Origin of the sequence: Ferrimonas balearica (genome assembly GCF_019802085.1) — a bacterium.
GTDB classification, from domain to species: Bacteria; Pseudomonadota; Gammaproteobacteria; order Enterobacterales; family Shewanellaceae; genus Ferrimonas; species Ferrimonas balearica_B.
Map to the genome: position 1 here is coordinate 159,675 of NZ_JAHVHV010000002.1, position 17,221 is coordinate 176,895.

Here is a 17,221-nt window from a genome sequence, read left to right on the forward strand (position 1 = left end):
CCTGGATCACGCTTCGGGGTTGCTCAAAATGCCATCAGATTGGTCAAAATTGATCCAGGTTAAACAAGGTTCGAATAGCGTCTAAACCCTTAACAAAGGCAGGGTTATCTGTGTTACACCCAAAGGGCAACCAGTGTTGCGATTTTGTAAATGCAGCGGGTTATACAACTCTAAGGACGGATAATCATGCGCACTCATCATCTTCATCTGCTTGCCCTGGCCCTGGCCAGCGCAATGGCACTCTCGGCCTGTGGTGACGATGGCAAAGACGGTGCTCCAGGCGAAGCCGGACCTCCGGGTCCTCCCGGTGACCCCGGAGCCCCTGGTCTGCCAGCCGGCAGTTTTGCTACTACCGCAGAAAACGCGAGCGATCTGACCTTCACCCTAACGCCCGAAGGGATCGCCTTTACCGACGAGTTCGGCATCGAGTTCGAACTGGCCGGGCTGAACCCCCAGGGCGACACCGTGCCCTTCGTCGGGCTGGACCGCATCGCCATCTACCTCTCCCACCTGACCATCAACCAGGAGGACATCGGTGCGCCGACCGCCTGGGCCAGCCACAGCTACCTCAGTGCCGGCGCCAGCTCCATGTACTGCGCCATCGGTGGCGGCGAGATCACCGTGCGGGGCAACACCTACAAGGCCTGCACCCTGGTCGAGGGTGAGCCGGGCCACTACACCGGCACCTGGGAACACGCCGACACCCCGGCCCCGGTGATCCTCGAAGGCGACGATATGGATTTGACCCACCGCCTCTGGCTGCGGGCCTACAACATCGTCGATGCCACCGGCAACGGCGTGTCCGACAAGGTGCTCTCCGAGCGGATGGACTTCATCCCCGCCACCGGCGAGGTGCTGGAGGACAGCGGCCGCGACATCGTCAGTGACACCGCCTGCCAAGGGTGCCACGGCGGCGAAGAGGGCGGCATCATCAGCAACATCCACGCCCACCACAACTACCAGAGCGTGGGCAACTGCGTGAACTGTCACAACCCCTTCTGGGAAGCCAGCGAAGAGCAGGTGGCGGAAGGCTGGAATGAGGGCAACTGGGACCTGACGGTACTGGTGCACCGGCTCCACGCCGGCAGCCACATCGCCGACAGCTTGAGCGGTGAGGCACTGGAGTTTATGGGCCACATTCACTACCCGGGTGAGCTCAACAACTGCCTGACCTGCCACGAGGGGAACACCGCCTTTACCGACAACCTCTACCGCGACGCCTGTGTGGCCTGCCACATCGACACCGATCCCCGCACCGGGGAAAACCACGGTGGCATCGTCATCAGCACCGACGCGGCCTGCATCAACTGCCACGGCAGCGGGGCACTGGGGGTGATGGCGGCCCACGAGATCGGCATCCGCGACACCCTGCGGGACGCCTTCTACGCCGAGGTCGACCCGGCCACCATCATGGTGACTCCGGACCCGCTGGATCCGACCCTGACCACCGTCAGTTTCGGCTTCAAGGCCTACCTGAACGGCGCCGAGTTCACCGGTGATCTGGCCACCCTGGACTTCATCTCCTCCGCCCAGAAGTGGTTGGTGAACTTCCAGGCCGACAGCGGCTACGCCCTGGCCTACACCGCCTACGGCACCGGCAGCGCCCCCTTCCAGGAAGCGCTGTACAACGGCACCCACTACGCGACCAGCACCACGGCGCCCACCAGCATCGTGACCGGCAGCGGGGTGATCATCGGTGACGTGCGCCTGTGCGCCAACGACGGGGCCCTGACCACCTGTGGCGCCGAGATTGACGACACTATCTCGCTGGCGATGAAGTCCGACGCGGTCTACTTCGATACCGCCAACCCGGCCAACCCGGACGTGGTGATGTCCCGCTATGCCACCGACGAGGGCGGCGTGGTCTCCATTGCCAAGTGCAACGACTGCCACGGCGACATCGCCTACGGTAAGCGCGGCCACCACGGGGTGGACAAGATTGAGCAGTGCGTCCATTGCCACAACGAGAATGTCATCTTCTTCAAAGGCAGTGCCCGGGACCTGGGGCTCAACACCCACAAGTTCCACGCCGGCCACAGCGAGTACTTTGGCGAAGGTGAGAGCATCGGCTACCCGAACCTGCTGACCGACTGCCAGGCCTGCCACGTCAGCGACCAGTGGTTCGACGGCAGCGGTGCCCTGCAATCCGGCAAGACCGGCTTCCGCGTCAGCCTGGATCTGGATAACGTCGATCGGGTCTCCCCGGTAGCGGCCACCTGCCTGGCCTGCCACGAGTCCGATGCGGTTGCGGCCCACGCCGCCTCCCAGGGCGCCATCGTGGATCCGGCCAACGCCGTGCCCAACCCGCCGGTGGAAAGCTGCGCGGTGTGCCACGCCGACGTGCACAGCTTCTGAGCTTGCGCTCCCGGCTGTCCTGATGGGCAGTCGGCCTCCCGAGGGAGCCCCCAGGGGCTCCCCTTTTTTTGCCCATTGGCGACCCCGGTTCACCGTCGGGGTCGAATTTGTTGGGGCGCTGGGGTAGCTTGTTCCCTTCGACCGGGAATCGCCCGGTTCGCAACGGTGTCCAAAGAGCACCGGGTTACTACAAGCAGGAACGCATTCATGACAGAGCAACACGGCCGCTGGCGCATCGAGCCGCTGGCCCCGGCCCACTTTGCCGGTGTGGTGGCCCTGGGCAACCTCGTCCACGGCGACGGCTACCTCACTGACGAGGGCCTGCGCGCCCACGCCGCCAAATCCTTTCATAACGGCATCAACTGCAGCTTCGTCGCCCTGGAGGGGGACACCGTGGTGGGCTTTCGCCTCACCTTCGCAGCCGGCCACTGGCAACCGGACCAGTGGTGCACCCCCGACAAGTGGCCGGTCTCGCCGGACAAGGTGTGTTACTTCAAGTGCAACACCGTGGACGAGGCCCACCGGGGCGAGGGACTGGGGGCCGCGCTGCTGCGCCGCTCCATCGACGCCGCCCGGGCCCAGGGGGCCGAAGCCGGGCTGGCGCACATCTGGCGCGCCAGCCCGGGCAACAGTGCCTTTCTCTACTTCAGCAAGTGCGGTGGGCAGTTGGTGGCAGACCACCCGGGCAAGTGGCGGCAGGACAGCCTGGAGGGCTACGACTGCGTGATCTGCGGGATCCCCTGCAGCTGCACCGCCGCCGAGATGATCATCGATTTTCGCACGGCCCCCGGGGCCTGAACCGCACGGACGCGACCCATGTACGACCCCCTTCATCAGCGCCACCCGGGCCAGGGTGAGCCCTATCCCGACAGCTACTGGGCCCAGACGGTGCCCCCCCTGACCCTACCGACGCTTTCCGAATCCCTGGACGTGGAGGTGGCCATCGTCGGCGGCGGCTACACCGGCTTGTCCACTGCGCTGCACCTGGCCCGTCTCGGGGTGGGGGTGGCGCTGCTGGAAGCCAACCAGCTGGCCTGGGGCTGCAGCGGCCGCAACGCCGGCTTTGTCCTCACCGGCACCGGTCGGCTGGGGCTGGCCCAGCTGCAAAAGCGTTTCGGAGAGGCGCAGGGGCGGGCGGTGTTTGCCGAGTACCAGGCGGCGGTGACCACCGTGGCCCAGCTGATTGAGGAGGGGGAGATCGACTGTGAGGCTCAGGCCCCCGGCTACTACAAGGTGGCCCACAGCGCCCGCTGGGTGGCGCCGCTTCAGGCCCAGGCCACCTTGCTGCGGGAGCAGGCCGGGGTGCCGGTGCGCTGGCTGGCCCCGGACGAGCTGGCCGCCAGTCACCTGGGGCACCAGGGGGCCCACGGGGCCCTGCGTTTCGACGACAACTTCGGTGTGAACCCGCTGAAGCTGGCCCAGGGCTACGCCCGGCTGGCCCAGGCCCGGGGCGCGCGGCTGTTTGGCGCCACGCCGGTGGTGGCCATCGAGTCCGCCGGACGGCGTCATCGTCTGATCACCCCCGGTGGCCAGGTTACCGCCCGCCACCTGGTGCTGGCCGGTGGCGGCTACACCCCGAAGGGGCTGCACCCGGTGGTGGAGGGGCGGCAGCTGCCGGTGCTCTCCAGCGTCATCGTCACCCAGCCGTTCAGCAATGCCGAACTGGCGGCGGCGGGGCTGCACACGACTTCGGTGGTGATGGACACCCGGGCGCTCAAGTACTATTACCGTCGCCTGCCCGATGGCCGGGTGCTGTTCGGCGGCCGCGGGGCGATCAGCGGCAAGCACGCCGACAAAGCGGTGTTTCGCCTGCGTCTGCTGGCGGCGCTTAAGCAGGCCTACCCGGGGTTGCCGGCGCCGCGCATCGATTACGCCTGGAGCGGCTGGATCAGCGTGGCGCTGGACGATCTGCCCCGGGTGCACAGCGAGGACAACCTGCACTACGCCCTGGGCTATTGCGGCAGCGGGGTGGCTTTCAGCGCCCAGGCGGGCAAGCGGCTGGCGGAGCGCATCATCGGCCTGGAAGAGGCGGCACTGCCGCTGTATCAGGGCCCCCTGCCCAGGTTTCCCCTGGCGCCGCTGCGACGGCTCGGCCAGTGGGGCTATTACCACTATGGCCGCCTGGTGGACGCCCTCTGAGGACACAAAAAAAGCCGGTCACTGACCGGCTTTTTTCTTATCTACCACGCTCAGAGTTCGGCGTTGTGGTAGACGTTCTGCACGTCGTCGCAATCTTCCAGCATCGCCAGGAACTTCTCGAACATCGCCACGTCGTCACCCTCGATCTTGGTGTAGGTCTGGGGCACGAAGGTGATCTCTTCGACGTCGAACTCGATCCCCTCGAAGGCTTCCTGCAGGGCGGTTTTGGCCTTGAAGTACTCGGTGTTGGGGGCGAATACGGTGATGGCGCCCTCTTCGGCTTCCACGTCGGTGACGTCCACGTCGGCCATCATCAGGGCCTCGAGTACGGCATCCTCGTCGTCACCGGCGAAGGAGAAGATCGCCTGGTGATCGAACATGTGGGCCACCACACCGGGGGAGCCGATCTTGGCGTCGGTCTTGACGAAGCACTGGCGCACGTCGGTGAAGGTGCGCTTGTTGTTGTCGGTCAGACAGTCGACGATCACCATGCAGTTGCCGGGGCCGAAGCCTTCGTAGCGTGCCGGGGTGTAGTCCTCCCCTGCGCCGCCTTTGGCCTTGTCGATGGCCTTGTCGATCACGTGGCCGGGCACCTGATCCTTCTTGGCGCGGTCGATCAGGCTGCGCAGAGCCAGGTTGGCGTCGGGATCCGGGCTGCCGTTTTTCGCCACCACGTAGATCTCTTTACTGTACTTGGAGTAGACCTTGGTCTTCTGACCGGCGGTCTTGGCCATGGAGGCCTTACGGACTTCGAAACTGCGACCCATCGGGAATCTCGCTCTGTCTAGGTTCTAACGATAACGGGGCAAGAGTGTACCAGTTGCGCGGGAGAGGGCCAATGGCGGGCCCCCCTTGGCGGCTCCGCCCGGCGTCCAGGCACAAAAAAACCGAGTCCGGGGACTCGGTTTTTGGCAACTTCGAGCAGCGCTCTTAGTTCATGCCGTACTTCTTCAGCTTCTTACGCAGGGTGCCGCGGTTGATGCCGAGGATGTTGGCGGCGCGGGTCTGGTTGCCGCGGGTGTACTGCATCACGATGTCCAGCAGGGGCTGTTCCACTTCGCACAGTACCATCTCATACACTTCGGAGGCTTCTTGGCCATCCAGTTGAGCAAAGTAGTTGCTTACGGCACGCTTCACGGAGTCGCGCAGTAACTGGGGCTTCACAGTGCCATTGGGGGTTTCGATCTGGCCTACGGTCAGTTGGTGCGCTTCAGAAAAGGAGTTCTGCTGGTCAAACATACTGTCTTTGCTCTGTCTGTTTACAATCAATGCAATTCAAAGAAGCCGGCTAGGGCTTGGCGCTGTGCAGCGGCGCTATCCAGCCCATTAAACTGGCGGCGAAGTTCCATCTGCTGCTGGTGCTCCAGGTACCAGCCCACGTGCTTCCGGGCGATGCGCATGCCGCGCTCGTCGCCGTAGAAGGCGTGCAACTGTTCCAGATGCTCCAGCATCAGGGCCTTCCGCTCCTCCCGTGACGGGGGCGGCAGGTGGTCACCGGTTTCCAGGTAGTGCTGGATCTCGCGAAAGATCCAGGGACGACCCTGGGCGGGACGACCGATCATCAAGCCGTCGACCCCGGTGTAATCCAGGACGAACCTGGCCTTCTCCGGGCTGTCGATGTCGCCGTTGGCGATCACCGGCAGGCTGACGGCCTGCTTGATGGCGGCAATGGTGTCGTACTCCGCCTCGCCCTTGTACATGCACTGCTTGGTGCGGCCATGTACGGCGAGGGCGGCGATGCCGGACTGCTCGGCAATCCGGGCGATCTCGACGCCATTGCGGTGCTCCGGGTCCCAACCGGTACGGATCTTCAAGGTCACCGGCACGTCCACCGCGTTAACCACGGTTTCGACGATTTGGCGCACCAGATCCGGGTGGCGCAGCAAGGCTGAGCCAGCCAGCTTCTTGTTAACTTTTTTGGCCGGGCAGCCCATATTGATGTCGATGATCTGGGCGCCCCGTTCAACGTTGAACTGGGCGGCCTGAGCCATCAACTCGGGCTCGCTGCCGGCGATTTGGACGGAACGAATGCCGGTTTCACCGCTGTGATCCATCCGCGCCATCGATTTTTCCGTCGCCCACACCTTGGGGTTGGACGACAGCATCTCTGACACGGCCAGACCGGCGCCGAGGCGTCGGCACAGCTGGCGAAAGGGGAGATCCGTGACTCCGGCCATCGGCGCCACGATCAGCTGGTTGTCCAGTCGATAGGGTCCAATTTTCAAGGTCACTTTTCCGTCCCGCTCGTTTACGAGGGGGCGAATATTACTCCTTTTTTCCGGGCCTGGGAAGGTTAGAAAATGAACGCGGCGCAAATTTTTTTGCTTGACATCGCCTTCAAGGATCGGGGCGCCATGGGGATAGTGACGTTAGCGGTCACTTACTTCTGTTGGCGCCCCTGAGTTGGCTAATTATTGCGCGGCCGTAAAAAGTTTCGGTCGTTGAGCGTCGCTCAGCGCTTGGTGCCATCCAATCGACACCAGTCCCCCTCGACGGCGGTGGGGTTGAGATCAAACCACTGGCCGTAGATGGCGCGAAGCTCTTCGGCCTGCTCCGCCAACAGGCCGGACAGGGCCAGCTGGCCGCCGGGTTTGACCAGGGCGCTGATCACCGGCGCCAGCTCCCGCAGCGGGCCGGCCAGGATGTTGGCCACCACCACGTCGGCCTGCAGGTCCGCCGGCTGGTCCTTGGGCAGGTACACCGTCAGCTTCTCCTCCACCCCGTTGCGCTGGGCGTTGTCGGCGGAGGCGGTCAGGGCCTGGGGATCGATGTCCAGCCCCACCACCCGCTCGGCGCCGAGCTTGATGGCAGCGATGGCCAGAATGCCGGAGCCGCAGCCAAAATCCACCACCGACTTGCTGGTCAGATCCAGGCCGTCCAGCCAGGTCAGGCAGAGGGCGGTGGTGGGGTGGGTGCCGGTGCCGAAGGCCAGGCCGGGGTCCAGCAGCACATTGACGGCGTCCGGCTCCGGGGCTTCACGCCAGGAGGGGCAGATCCACAGCCGGCGGCCGAACTGCATGGGGTGGAAGTTGTCCATCCAGGCCCGCTCCCAGTCCTTGTCCTCCAGCGCCTCCACTTTATAGGTCATCTGGTTGGCCAGCTCCGGCAGTGCCTTGAGCGCCTCGATCACCGGCGCCATCTCGGTGATGGCATCGAACAGGCCGATCACGTCGGTGTCCCCCCACAGGCGGGTTTCCCCGGGCGCAGGTTCAAACACCGGGGTGTCCTGGGCGTCGACAAAGGTGACGGACGCCGCCCCCAGTTCCATCAGGGTGTCGCTGATGGTTTCGGCGGTGGCGTTGGTGGCGTTGAGGCGCAGTTGGATCCAGGCCATGACTCTCTCTGCTGTGGTGGGGAATAGGGGGCGAATTGTAATGACTCCGGTGGGTTTCGCCAGCGTTTCTTTTTTCGACGGTTGAACGGCTTTGGGGCCCTTGGATGCGCGAGTGGATGGGTGATTTTGAGTGGGATCACATTCTGGAAAGGATAAGCGGCGCTATGTTAAGGAACATTCTCTCTTATTAACACGGTATGGACATTTCGCTTTCCGAGCAGCGCGCCCTCTGGCGTCGCTGGGCCCAGGGGATGGCCGGTGGCATTCTGGCCCTGGACACCCTGCTGTCACTGCAGTGGGGCCCAACCCAGCTGTTTGGCCCCCGGCCGCTGGCGCCCATCCAGAACCTCATCCTCGGGGTGCCCGAACAGACCAGCCTGGCCTCCTGGCTGGCCACCTCGGTGCTGGTCGGCCTTTTGATGCTGCACGGTTTCCTGGCCCTGGCCGAGTCCCGCGAGAGGCCGCCGCTGACCGAGCGGCCGGGCTTTGGCCGCAAGCCACGGCTGGCCTGGTTGCGGGTCTACCAGCAGGTGCAGGTCACCACCGGGGTGTTGCTGGTGCCTTTGGTGATGCTCTACGTCTATACCCTGTTCCAGTCCCCACCCAACCTGGACGCGGGGAGCTGGGATCAGCGCCTCACCTCCCTGGGCAGCCGCATGCTCTACGTGATGCTGGTGCCCGTGCTCTTGCTGCACGCCCTGCTGGGACTGGGGCGTCTGATCTGTCGCTGGTTCCCGGGCAACGCCCAGGGCCTGTTTCACCGGCGCTGGTCCCTGGCCCTGGGCTCCGCCAGCCTGGTGCTGATGGTGGCCTCGGTGCTGAGCGTGGTGCGCTCCGTCCCCGCACCCCTCTCCTAAAGGGCGTGCGCGACAAGCATAGGTGTGACTTATGTTCGCCCCGGGGCCTGTGTGGTCGAAATTATGATGTGGCGAAATTTCGACCGATGTCACGGACTGGGCCCCGGCCCCTCCACTATGATGCGCGCCCACTTTCTTGAGGGCAGACGATGACCAATAGCCACAGCCATAGCCACTCCCTGCGCACCCGTGACTGGGTGATGGGCCTTTGCGGCGGCACCCTGGGGATCTTTTTCCTGGCCAACCTGCACTGGCGCCAGGGGGATCTGGTGGGGCCGCAGTCCTTCCACCGGCTCAGCGATCTGCTGTTTGCCGGCCATTGGGACGGCTCGTTGGTGACCATGCTGTTGTTGTGCCTGACCCTGCTGGGCCTGCTGGCGGTGCACGCCAGCCTGGCGCTGCGCCGGGCGGCCAAGGTCGACTTCGGCCCGCCGCGGCTGGGTCGGTCTCAGCTCAGCCTGCGCAAGGGGATGTACCTGGTGCGGATCATGAGCGGCGTCATGCTGGTACCGCTGTTGGGCCTGCACCTGTTCACCATCTTCTCCCACCCCCATATGGCGGATCCGGAGATCGCCGCGGTGCACCTGGCCAAGGACGCCGGCTGGTCGCTCTACGCCCTGCTGTTCCCGGTGCTGGCCCTGCACATCAGCCTGGGGCTGGGCCGATTCGCGCGCCGCTGGTGGCAATCTCCGGCCCGGACCCACGCCCGGCACTGGCTGGCACGACTGGCGCCGCTGGGGGTGGTGATGCTGGGGGCGGGCATGCTCACCCTGGCGGAGCGTTTGCCCCCGTTCAGTCATTGATTCTGATTCAGCGGGGTGCGGCGGTGTGATCCGCTTCGCACCCCGCGGTCCGACCAATGTGATCCTGCTCTCACATTGATTTAAATCAAGTTCTTCCCTCCCTGGGCTGCCTATGGTGACAAGCTGTACCGTCACCCAATACCCCAAGCCCAACCATGCGCAAACTGATCTCCTTTGGCCGCGGCCCCGCCCGGATGGATCTCATCCAGGGTCTGTGCGGTGGCCTCCTGGCCCTGTTCCTGTTGATGCACCTTCACCTGGAGGCCAGCATCCTGATCGGCCCCGAGGCGTTCGACGCCGTGGCCTGGTTCCTCCACGCCGGCTGGGCGGATCCCGCCGGTCACGGCTACGCCGCCATGGTGGTGGCCGCGGCGCTGATCGTGCTCTCCCTGCTGGGGCTGCACGTCTGGGCCGCCCTGCGCCGGGTGCCCATCGAGTTTCGCCAGTGGCGGGCCCTGAGCCGCCACCTGGGCCACGTCCGCCACGGCGGCACCTGGCTGTGGGGCGCACAGCTGCTGACCGGCATCGCCTTGATGCTGGTGCTGCCGGTGCACCTGATCACCATGATGACCCAACCCCACCACATCGGCGTCGAGCCCTCCGCCCTGCGCATCGTCAACGAGGGGGGCTGGCTGCTCTACGGCCTGCTGCTGCCCCTGGCGGTGCTGCACGCGGTGGTGGGGCTGGTGCGCCTGGTGCTCAAGTGGTGGCCCAATTTCGGCCGTCGCCGCACCCTGCGCCGGCTGGCCGCGGCGGTGGTGGTCTACCTGCTGGTGCTCGGTGGCTTCAGCCTGGGGGCCCACGTCAGTAATGGTTTGTCACTCAACCAGGGCAAAACCGTGATGGCGGGCAACTAAAAGGTGAAACTTTGTTCTGGATCGGGTCTGGCGGCCACGCCGGATGGTAAACAGTAGGGAGTGATCCCCGGCTGTGGCCGAGACCAAGAACAAGGAATGCACCATGAACAACCGGATCTCCCCCCGTTTTTCCCGCTGGGCCGCCACCGCGGATCTGGCCCAGAGCCTGTCCGGCGGCCTGCTGGCCCTGTTTCTCTGGGTCCACCTGCTGCTGGTCTCCTCCATTCTGTTTGGCCCCGAGGCGATGCGCTTTGTGGCCCGCAACATGGAGCTGGCGTTCCTGGATCCGGCGGGGCAGGGCTACCCGGTGGTGGTCAGCCTGATGGGGCTGGGGATCCTGTTGCTGGTGGCGCTGCACGCGGTGACCGCACTGCGCAAGTTTCCCCAGAACCTTCGCCAGTGGCGGGCACTGAACCGGCAGATGGGCCAGGTGCACAGCCGCGAGACCCGGTTGTGGCGCTGGCAGGTGGTCACCGGTTTTGTGCTGTTCCTGCTGCTGCCGGCGCACCTTTGGATGATGATCAACCAGCCGGAAACCATCGGCCCGGAGGGCTCCGCCGCCCGGGTGTGGGACCAGCGGATGCTGTGGCTCTACCTGCCGCTGCTGGCGGCGGTGGAGGTGCACGCCATGGTGGGGGTGTACCGCCTGGTGATGAAGTGGTGTCCGGTGAGCCCCGAGCGACGCGCCACCCTGGTGCGGCTGCGTTCGCTGCTCAGCGTCCTGTTTATTGGCATCGGCCTGGCGTCTTTGCTGGCCTTTGTCCGTTATGCCCAGTTGGCAAGTTGAAGAGAAAAGGAAGCGATGAAAACCATATACACTGACGCCCTGGTGATCGGCGGCGGCCTGGCCGGACTGCGGGTGGCGATCGCCTGCCGTCAGCGTGGCCTGGAAACCACCGTGCTGTCACTGATCCCCGCCAAGCGGTCCCACTCCGCGGCGGCCCAGGGCGGCATGCAGGCCAGCCTGGGCAACAGCATCAAGGGGGAGGGGGACAACGAGGATGTCCACTTCCACGACACCGTCAAAGGCTCCGACTGGGGCTGCGACCAGCGAGTGGCGCGGATGTTCACCCAGGTGGCCCCCAAGGCGGTGCGCGAAGCGGCCACCTGGGGCGTGCCCTGGACCCGGGTGCAGGCGGGGGACCGCCAGGTGGTGGTCAATGCCGAGAAGGTCACCATCACCGAGCCGGACGAGGCCCATGGCCTGATCAACGCCCGGGATTTCGGCGGCACCAAGAAGTGGCGTACCTGCTACACCTCCGACGGCACCGGCCATTCCATGCTTTACGCCATGGACAACCAGGCCATTGGCCTGGGGATCCAGGTGCACGAGCGGATGGAAGCGGTGCGGCTTATTCACGATGGCGAGCGCTGCCACGGTGCCGTGGTGCGCTGCCTGGTGACCGGTGAACTCATCGCCTACCTGGCCCGCACCACCACGGTGGCCACCGGCGGCTACGGCCGGCTCTGGTCGGTCTCCACCAACGCCATCATCTGCGAGGGCACCGGCGCCGCCATCGCCCTGGAAACCGGCCAGGTGGCCCTGGGCAACCCGGAGGCGGTGCAGTTTCACCCCACCGCCATCGTGCCGGTGGGGATCCTCACCACTGAGGGCTGCCGCGGCGACGGCGGCCTGCTGCGGGACGTGGACGGGCACCGCTTTATGCCGGACTACGAGCCGGAGAAGAAGGAGCTGGCCTCCCGGGACGTGGTGTCCCGACGGATGACCGAACACATGCGCAAGGGCAAGGGGGTGCCCAGCCCCTACGGCGACCACCTCTGGCTCGACATCACCCTGCTGGGCAAGGCCCACATCGAGAAGAACCTGCGGGAGGTGCAGGAGATCTGCCAGTACTTCCTGGGCATTGATCCGGTCAAGGACTGGATCCCGGTGCGCCCCACCCAGCACTACTCCATGGGCGGCATTCGAACCAACGAGCAGGGGGAGAGTGACGGCCTCAAGGGGCTGTACGCCGTGGGCGAGGCCGCCTGCTGGGACATGCACGGCTTTAACCGCCTGGGGGGCAACTCCCTGGCGGAGACCGTGGTGGCGGGGATGATCGTCGGTGACTACGTGGCGGACGCCTCCGAGGCCAACCCCATGGGGGACACCGCCCTGGCCAGGACCTTCCTGGCCCAGGAGCAGCAGGCCATCGATGCCCTGCTGGCACGGGAAAACGGCGAAGACCCCTACGCCCTGCGCTGGGAGATGGAGTCCATCATGATGGACAAGGTGGGGATCTTCCGCACCGGCGCCGAGCTGGACAAGGCGGTGACTGAGCTGACCGAGCTGGTGCGTCGCAGCGAGCAGATCGAGGTGCAGAACAAGCGCCGCCACAGCAACCCGGAGCTGGCCGAAGCGATGAAGGTGCCGCGGATGCTGAAGCTGGCCCTGTGCATCGCCACCGCCGCCGCGGCCCGCACCGAGAGCCGCGGGGCCCACGCCCGAGAGGACTACCCCCAGCGTAACGACCGCGACTGGCTCAAGCGCACCCTGGTGCGCTGGCCCGAGGGCCAGCCGGCGCCGGCACTGGATTACGAGGCCCTGGACGTGATGGCGATGGAGCTGCCGCCGGGCTACCGGGGTTACGGCGAGGACAACGCCATCGCCCACCCGGACACCGAGCGGCGCCTGGAGGCGATCGCCGCCTGGGAGGCCGACCACCCCGACGCCGACCGCCACCAGCGTCAGCAGGCGCTGATGCCCTATGAGCTGCCCACCCCCTACCGGCCGCGCAACCAGCGCCGCACAGGAGACTCTTGATGAGCGCCCGTACCCTGACCTTTGAGATTTTCCGCTTCGATCCCCAGCTGCCCGGGGACAGTCCCCGCCTGGAGCGGTTCGAGCTGGAGGAGACCAGCGGCATGACGGTGTTCATCGCCCTCAACCGCCTGCGGGAGGAGCAGGACCGCTCCTTGCAGTTCGACTTCGTCTGCCGCGCCGGGATCTGCGGCAGCTGCGCCATGGTGATCGACGGCAAGCCCACCCTGGCCTGCCGTACCCTGACCAGCACCCTCTCCCCCAAGGCCAACCGTCCGGTGATCACCCTGATGCCCCTGCCCGGGTTTGAGCTTATTGGCGATCTGTCGGTCAACACCGGCACCTTTATGCGCGCCCTGTCGGAGCGGCTGGGGGCCTGGCTGCACCCCAAGGCCGCCGCCCACAGCATCCACGCCCTGGAGACCCCCATGGATCCCCAGCTGGCGGACAGCATCTACGAAGCGGACCGCTGCGTGGAGTGCGGCTGCTGCGTGGCCGGTTGTGCCACCGCCCAGATGCGGGACACCTTTGTCGGCGCCGTGGGCTTCAACAAGGTGGCGCGCTTTGCCCTGGACAGCCGGGACGCCCGGGAGCCGGAAGATTTCTATCACGTCATCGGTGACGAGGATGGGGTGTTCGGTTGCATGACGCTGCTGGGCTGCCAGGACAACTGCCCCAAGGATCTCAACCACCAGGCCCAGATCGCCTACCTGCGTCGCAAGCTGATGCTGGGGGCGCGGATCCTCTAGGCGGAGCCCTCGAGCGCGGTCAGCCAGGCCGGTGTCTCTGCCTGAGGCAGGGGCACCGACCGGCCCGATTGCGCCTCGATGTCGCCCCGTCGGGCGTCGTAGTGCCAGTAGCGGTCCATCTGGCTGTCCAGGCTGGTGTCGCACGCCTGCTCGCCAATCATCACCCCGAAACACTGGTGGCCCCGGTGGCGCTGCGCGCCCAGCTGGGCCAGCAGCGTCTTGGGCAGATCCGCCAGGACGAAATCGGAGATCAGCACCAGATCCCCCAGGGCGTATCTGGGGTCCGCCAGTTGGTCCAGCCCGGCCGTTAGGGCCGGGGCCACGTCGGTGCCGCCGTGAAAGCTCTGGCACAGAAACTCGATGAGCGCCCCCGGGGAGTGGCCCAGATCCAGCTGGGCCAGATCGGTGGCGAAATTGATGAGGTGGCACTCGCGTCCCTGGGCCAGGGCCTGGCTGGCCAGGCACAGGGCGATCGCCTTGGCCGCCAGCTCCGGCGCCCCCTGCATCGACAGGCTGGTGTCGATGCAGAGGATGAGCGGCCCCGGGGCCCGGGTCACGGTGCTGGCTTGCAGCCGCGTCACCGATTGCCACTGCCACTCCCGATGCCAGCCGCGCCGCTGGTACTGGGTCAGGCGATGCTCCAGGTACTTGAGGTCGAACAGGGTCTCCAGCTCAGGATCCCCCAGTTGGGCCAGCTCCGCCGGCAGAGCCAGGGTCAGATCCCGTCCCGTCTGTATGCCAAACAGCGCCTCCGGCGCCGGGGCGTTGGCGCACTGGGCGGGCACCCGCTCGGTGACGGTCACCGGGTGGTACTGGGTCTGCACTGTGGGACGCCGCTGTCGGCCGATCTGCTCGCACAGCTCGGCAATCCCGGGGTTCGCCTCCAGGTAACTCGCCCAGCGCTCCAGCTCCTGTGCCGCCTGCCGCCCACCGCGGCTCTCACTGAAATCCACCAGGACGCCCGGCTCCAGCCCCAGGGGCGCGAAGCGGCGACTCAGGGCCAGCAGCTGGTCCAGCCAAGGACGAAGTTGGGCCAGGCAGTCCTGGCGGATCCGCTGCAGCTGGGCCAGGCGCCAGTGCTGGTGTTCGCCATCCAGCGCCCGTCGCCACTGGGTCAGCAGCAAGCGCCCCAGGGCGAGATGCTGGCGGGCCGAGTGGCTTCGGCTCAGCTGGGCCTGCCAGAAGAGGCGATTGTCCGGCAGGCGACAGGCCTGGCGAAACCCCTGGTAGGCGCGGCTGGCGTCGGCCAGGTTCAGCTGCTCGACCGGGGTCGCCTCCAGCGCCGCCAACCGTTGCTCCCAGGGGGCAAAGGGGGTGGTGTCCACCAACGTCTGCTGCGCCTGGGCCTCCAGCGTAGCCAGGGTCTCGGCCAGCTTGCGCTGCAGGGCGGGGGAGTGGCTCAGCAGCTCGGCGTAATCGCTCAGCCCGCTTTCAAGTTGCAGCATGGGCTGGCCAGGCTCTCCAGGCTGTCGCAGCGCAGCAGCGCCAGCTCCAGCTCGTCAATCTGCCCCATCAGGCCGCTGAGTACCTGGTCCACCAGGGCATCGGGCACGAAGGGGGTGCGGGCCTCGGCCCGGTATTGGGTCAGGGCCTGCTGGGCATGGTCGAGGCGCTGCTCCAGGGCCAGGCGGTGTTCGGCCAGGGTGCCCAGCAGGGCGGTCAGGGCGGCGGCATCCTGCGCCGGACGGGGCGCACCTTTGCGGTGGCGCAGGGGCGGCTGATAGGCCGGGACATGAAAGGCGCTCTGGTCGAAGCGGCCCTGGGGGTCGTAGCGGATGTTCAGCACCCCGGAGTCGGTGAAACGGCACTGGACGGTCTCCCGCAGGGGGCCCAGCGGATCGAAGGGGTGGAAGGGGGCGTCGCTGGCCATCTGGCTGCGGTGGACGTAGAAATCGAAGTGCACCGGCTCCCGGCGGCGATGCTCGTGCACCGCGGTGGCCTTAACGTAGAAGAAGCCCCCCCGTTCGTGGCGCTGCTCCCCCTGATTGGCGAAGAAGAACTGCTGGGGGAAGAATTCGACGGTGTCGTACTCGTCCTCATCGAAGTAGAGCAGACTGTGCAGGCTCGACTCCAGGATGTCGAGATCCGGCAGTGCCAGGGCCTCACCGCCTTCGGCCAGGGCTGCCACCACCAACTGCTGCACCTCGCCGCGCTGGTCCGGTTCCTGCCACAGGCAGTGGCGCAGCAACAGCAAGTCGCTGTGGTTGGTGTGGTCGCGACCGCACAGGAAGGCGGAGGCCTTGAGCAGCGCCGCGGCCTGGTGCCAGCGCCGGTCGGAGACGTAGAGGGTGTCCGGCAGCGACGCTTTGAGGCGGCGCAGGGCCGCCAGGCTGTCCGGGGCCAGGCGCACCCTGGGGTAGGCCTGCTGCCAGGCCTGCCACTCCTCCCGGGCGATGGGCTGGCAAGGCGTGATGTCGCCGGCACTGGGGGGCTGGCTCAGCAGGGCGGCGAAGTGGTCCCACTGCTCGGTGGGGGCGGTGACCAGTCGTACCAGGAAGCGATCGTAGAGTGCCTCCAGCCCTTGGTCCGGCTCCGGCAGCTCATTGGAGGCGGCCAGGACCCCCATCAGGGGCACCGGCAACACCGCCTCGCCGTTGCGAAAGCGTCGCTCGTTGATGAGGGTGAGCAGGGTGTTGAGGATGGCGGGACTGGATTTGAACAGCTCATCGAGGAACGCCAGCTCGGCGCTGGGCAGGTAGCCCGCTATCTGGCGCTCATAGCGGTCGGCCTTGAGCGCCTGCAGGCTGACCGGGCCGAACACGTCATCCGGGGTGCTGAAGCGATTCATCAGGCACTCGAAGTAGCTGGCCTGCTCGAAGGCGGCGGCCACCCGACGGGCCAACAGGCTCTTGGCGGTGCCCGGGGGGCCGAACAGAAAGCTGTGCTGGCCGGCCAGAGTGGCCAGCAGGGTCACGGCCAGGGCCTCCTCCCGCTCGTGCAGGCCCTGGCCCAGGGTGTCCAGCAGGGACTCGATGCGTTGGATTTGGCTCACGGGCGGTCTCCGGTGACGGCGTCTTGGGACGGATAGAGGGTGCAGTGCCGACAGGGGGTGTCGGCGTAGCCGAGGGTAAACTTGCAGCGCGGGCAGGGGCGGGCGTTCTCCGCGGGCGTCGTCTCGGCCGGTGGCTGTGTGCGCCATCGGCGAAAGCCCCGGTAGCCCAGCAGCGTTGCCATCCCTGCGACGATCAGTCCAAAGGTGATTTTCATGCCCCCTCCTACGGCTTTTGGGTCATCCGGCCAGCATAGGGGGCATGGGTGCGACTGTGCTGTGAGCCCGGTGGCATTGTTGGGATCCGGGGACGCGGATCGGACCGGGAAAGCGCAAGCGAAACCAGTCACAAGTGCATATATTAATAGCGAAAAGGT

16 protein-coding genes are annotated in these 17,221 nt (G+C 66.2%); 9 read left to right on the forward strand and 7 right to left on the reverse strand.

Going from position 1 to position 17,221, the window contains the following annotated elements; genetic code table 11:
* Nucleotides 1-186 precede the first annotated feature (186 nt).
* The 3 genes from KUV81_RS08910 to KUV81_RS08920 all read left to right on the forward strand — a co-directional run bounded on the left by KUV81_RS08910 (nt 187) and on the right by KUV81_RS08920 (nt 4,494).
* On the forward strand, nt 187-2,355 hold the full coding sequence (locus KUV81_RS08910; protein WP_222543518.1) for an OmcA/MtrC family decaheme c-type cytochrome: 2,169 nt from the start codon (nt 187-189) through the stop codon (nt 2,353-2,355).
* Between the two features lie 207 nt (nt 2,356-2,562).
* Nucleotides 2,563-3,153, forward strand: coding sequence for a GNAT family N-acetyltransferase (locus KUV81_RS08915; RefSeq protein ID WP_222543519.1), 591 nt, complete (start codon nt 2,563-2,565; stop codon nt 3,151-3,153).
* 18 nt (nt 3,154-3,171) lie between these two features.
* A complete protein-coding gene (locus KUV81_RS08920) occupies nt 3,172-4,494 on the forward strand; it encodes an NAD(P)/FAD-dependent oxidoreductase (protein ID WP_222543520.1) in 1,323 nt (440 codons plus the stop codon).
* 50 nt (nt 4,495-4,544) lie between these two features.
* Here KUV81_RS08920 and KUV81_RS08925 read toward each other — a convergent pair whose 3' ends face one another.
* The 4 genes from KUV81_RS08925 to prmA form a co-directional block, all read right to left on the reverse strand.
* On the reverse strand, nt 4,545-5,261 hold the full coding sequence (locus tag KUV81_RS08925) for a YebC/PmpR family DNA-binding transcriptional regulator (RefSeq protein WP_222543521.1): 717 nt from the start codon (nt 5,259-5,261) through the stop codon (nt 4,545-4,547).
* A gap of 163 nt (nt 5,262-5,424) precedes the next feature.
* Nucleotides 5,425-5,733, reverse strand: coding sequence for a DNA-binding transcriptional regulator Fis (gene fis, locus KUV81_RS08930; protein ID WP_013343972.1), 309 nt, complete (start codon nt 5,731-5,733; stop codon nt 5,425-5,427).
* A 26-nt stretch (nt 5,734-5,759) separates the two neighbouring features.
* The gene (gene dusB / locus KUV81_RS08935; protein ID WP_222543522.1) at nt 5,760-6,719 is read right to left on the reverse strand and encodes a tRNA dihydrouridine synthase DusB; all 960 of its coding nucleotides are present in this window, start codon (nt 6,717-6,719) and stop codon (nt 5,760-5,762) included.
* Nucleotides 6,720-6,946: 227 nt separating this feature from the next.
* Nucleotides 6,947-7,828, reverse strand: a complete 882-nt coding sequence (prmA, locus tag KUV81_RS08940; RefSeq protein WP_222543523.1) for a 50S ribosomal protein L11 methyltransferase — start codon at nt 7,826-7,828, stop codon at nt 6,947-6,949.
* Between the two features lie 197 nt (nt 7,829-8,025).
* Here prmA and KUV81_RS08945 point away from each other — a divergent pair, with 197 nt between their 5' ends.
* The 6 genes from KUV81_RS08945 to KUV81_RS08970 all read left to right on the forward strand — a co-directional run bounded on the left by KUV81_RS08945 (nt 8,026) and on the right by KUV81_RS08970 (nt 13,855).
* Nucleotides 8,026-8,685, forward strand: coding sequence for a hypothetical protein (locus KUV81_RS08945; protein ID WP_222543524.1), 660 nt, complete (start codon nt 8,026-8,028; stop codon nt 8,683-8,685).
* Nucleotides 8,686-8,834: 149 nt separating this feature from the next.
* Nucleotides 8,835-9,488, forward strand: a complete 654-nt coding sequence (locus KUV81_RS08950; RefSeq protein ID WP_222543525.1) for a hypothetical protein — start codon at nt 8,835-8,837, stop codon at nt 9,486-9,488.
* A gap of 155 nt (nt 9,489-9,643) precedes the next feature.
* Entirely contained in the window at nt 9,644-10,345 is a 702-nt protein-coding gene (locus KUV81_RS08955) for a succinate dehydrogenase/fumarate reductase cytochrome b subunit (RefSeq protein ID WP_222543526.1), read from the forward strand.
* A gap of 103 nt (nt 10,346-10,448) precedes the next feature.
* A complete protein-coding gene (locus tag KUV81_RS08960; protein WP_222543527.1) occupies nt 10,449-11,132 on the forward strand; it encodes a fumarate reductase cytochrome b subunit in 684 nt (227 codons plus the stop codon).
* Nucleotides 11,133-11,147: 15 nt separating this feature from the next.
* Entirely contained in the window at nt 11,148-13,109 is a 1,962-nt protein-coding gene (locus KUV81_RS08965) for a fumarate reductase flavoprotein subunit (protein ID WP_222543528.1), read from the forward strand.
* Nucleotides 13,109-13,855 carry a fumarate reductase iron-sulfur subunit gene (locus KUV81_RS08970; protein ID WP_409995564.1) on the forward strand — a complete coding sequence of 249 codons (747 nt, stop codon included), beginning with the start codon at nt 13,109-13,111 and terminating at the stop codon, nt 13,853-13,855. Before KUV81_RS08965 ends, KUV81_RS08970 begins: the two co-directional genes overlap by 1 nt.
* Here the strand turns inward: KUV81_RS08970 and KUV81_RS08975 are convergent.
* From KUV81_RS08975 to KUV81_RS08985, 3 genes are read right to left on the reverse strand one after another with little or no spacing between them, the layout of a single operon-like run.
* A complete protein-coding gene (locus KUV81_RS08975; protein WP_222543530.1) occupies nt 13,852-15,300 on the reverse strand; it encodes a VWA domain-containing protein in 1,449 nt (482 codons plus the stop codon). The genes KUV81_RS08970 and KUV81_RS08975 overlap by 4 nt on opposite strands.
* A complete protein-coding gene (locus KUV81_RS08980; RefSeq protein WP_222543531.1) occupies nt 15,276-16,847 on the reverse strand; it encodes an AAA family ATPase in 1,572 nt (523 codons plus the stop codon). The genes KUV81_RS08975 and KUV81_RS08980 overlap by 25 nt, the downstream gene beginning before the upstream one ends.
* Nucleotides 16,844-17,062, reverse strand: coding sequence for a hypothetical protein (locus KUV81_RS08985; RefSeq protein ID WP_222543532.1), 219 nt, complete (start codon nt 17,060-17,062; stop codon nt 16,844-16,846). Before KUV81_RS08985 ends, KUV81_RS08980 begins: the two co-directional genes overlap by 4 nt.
* Between the last annotated feature and the right edge of the window lie 159 nt (nt 17,063-17,221).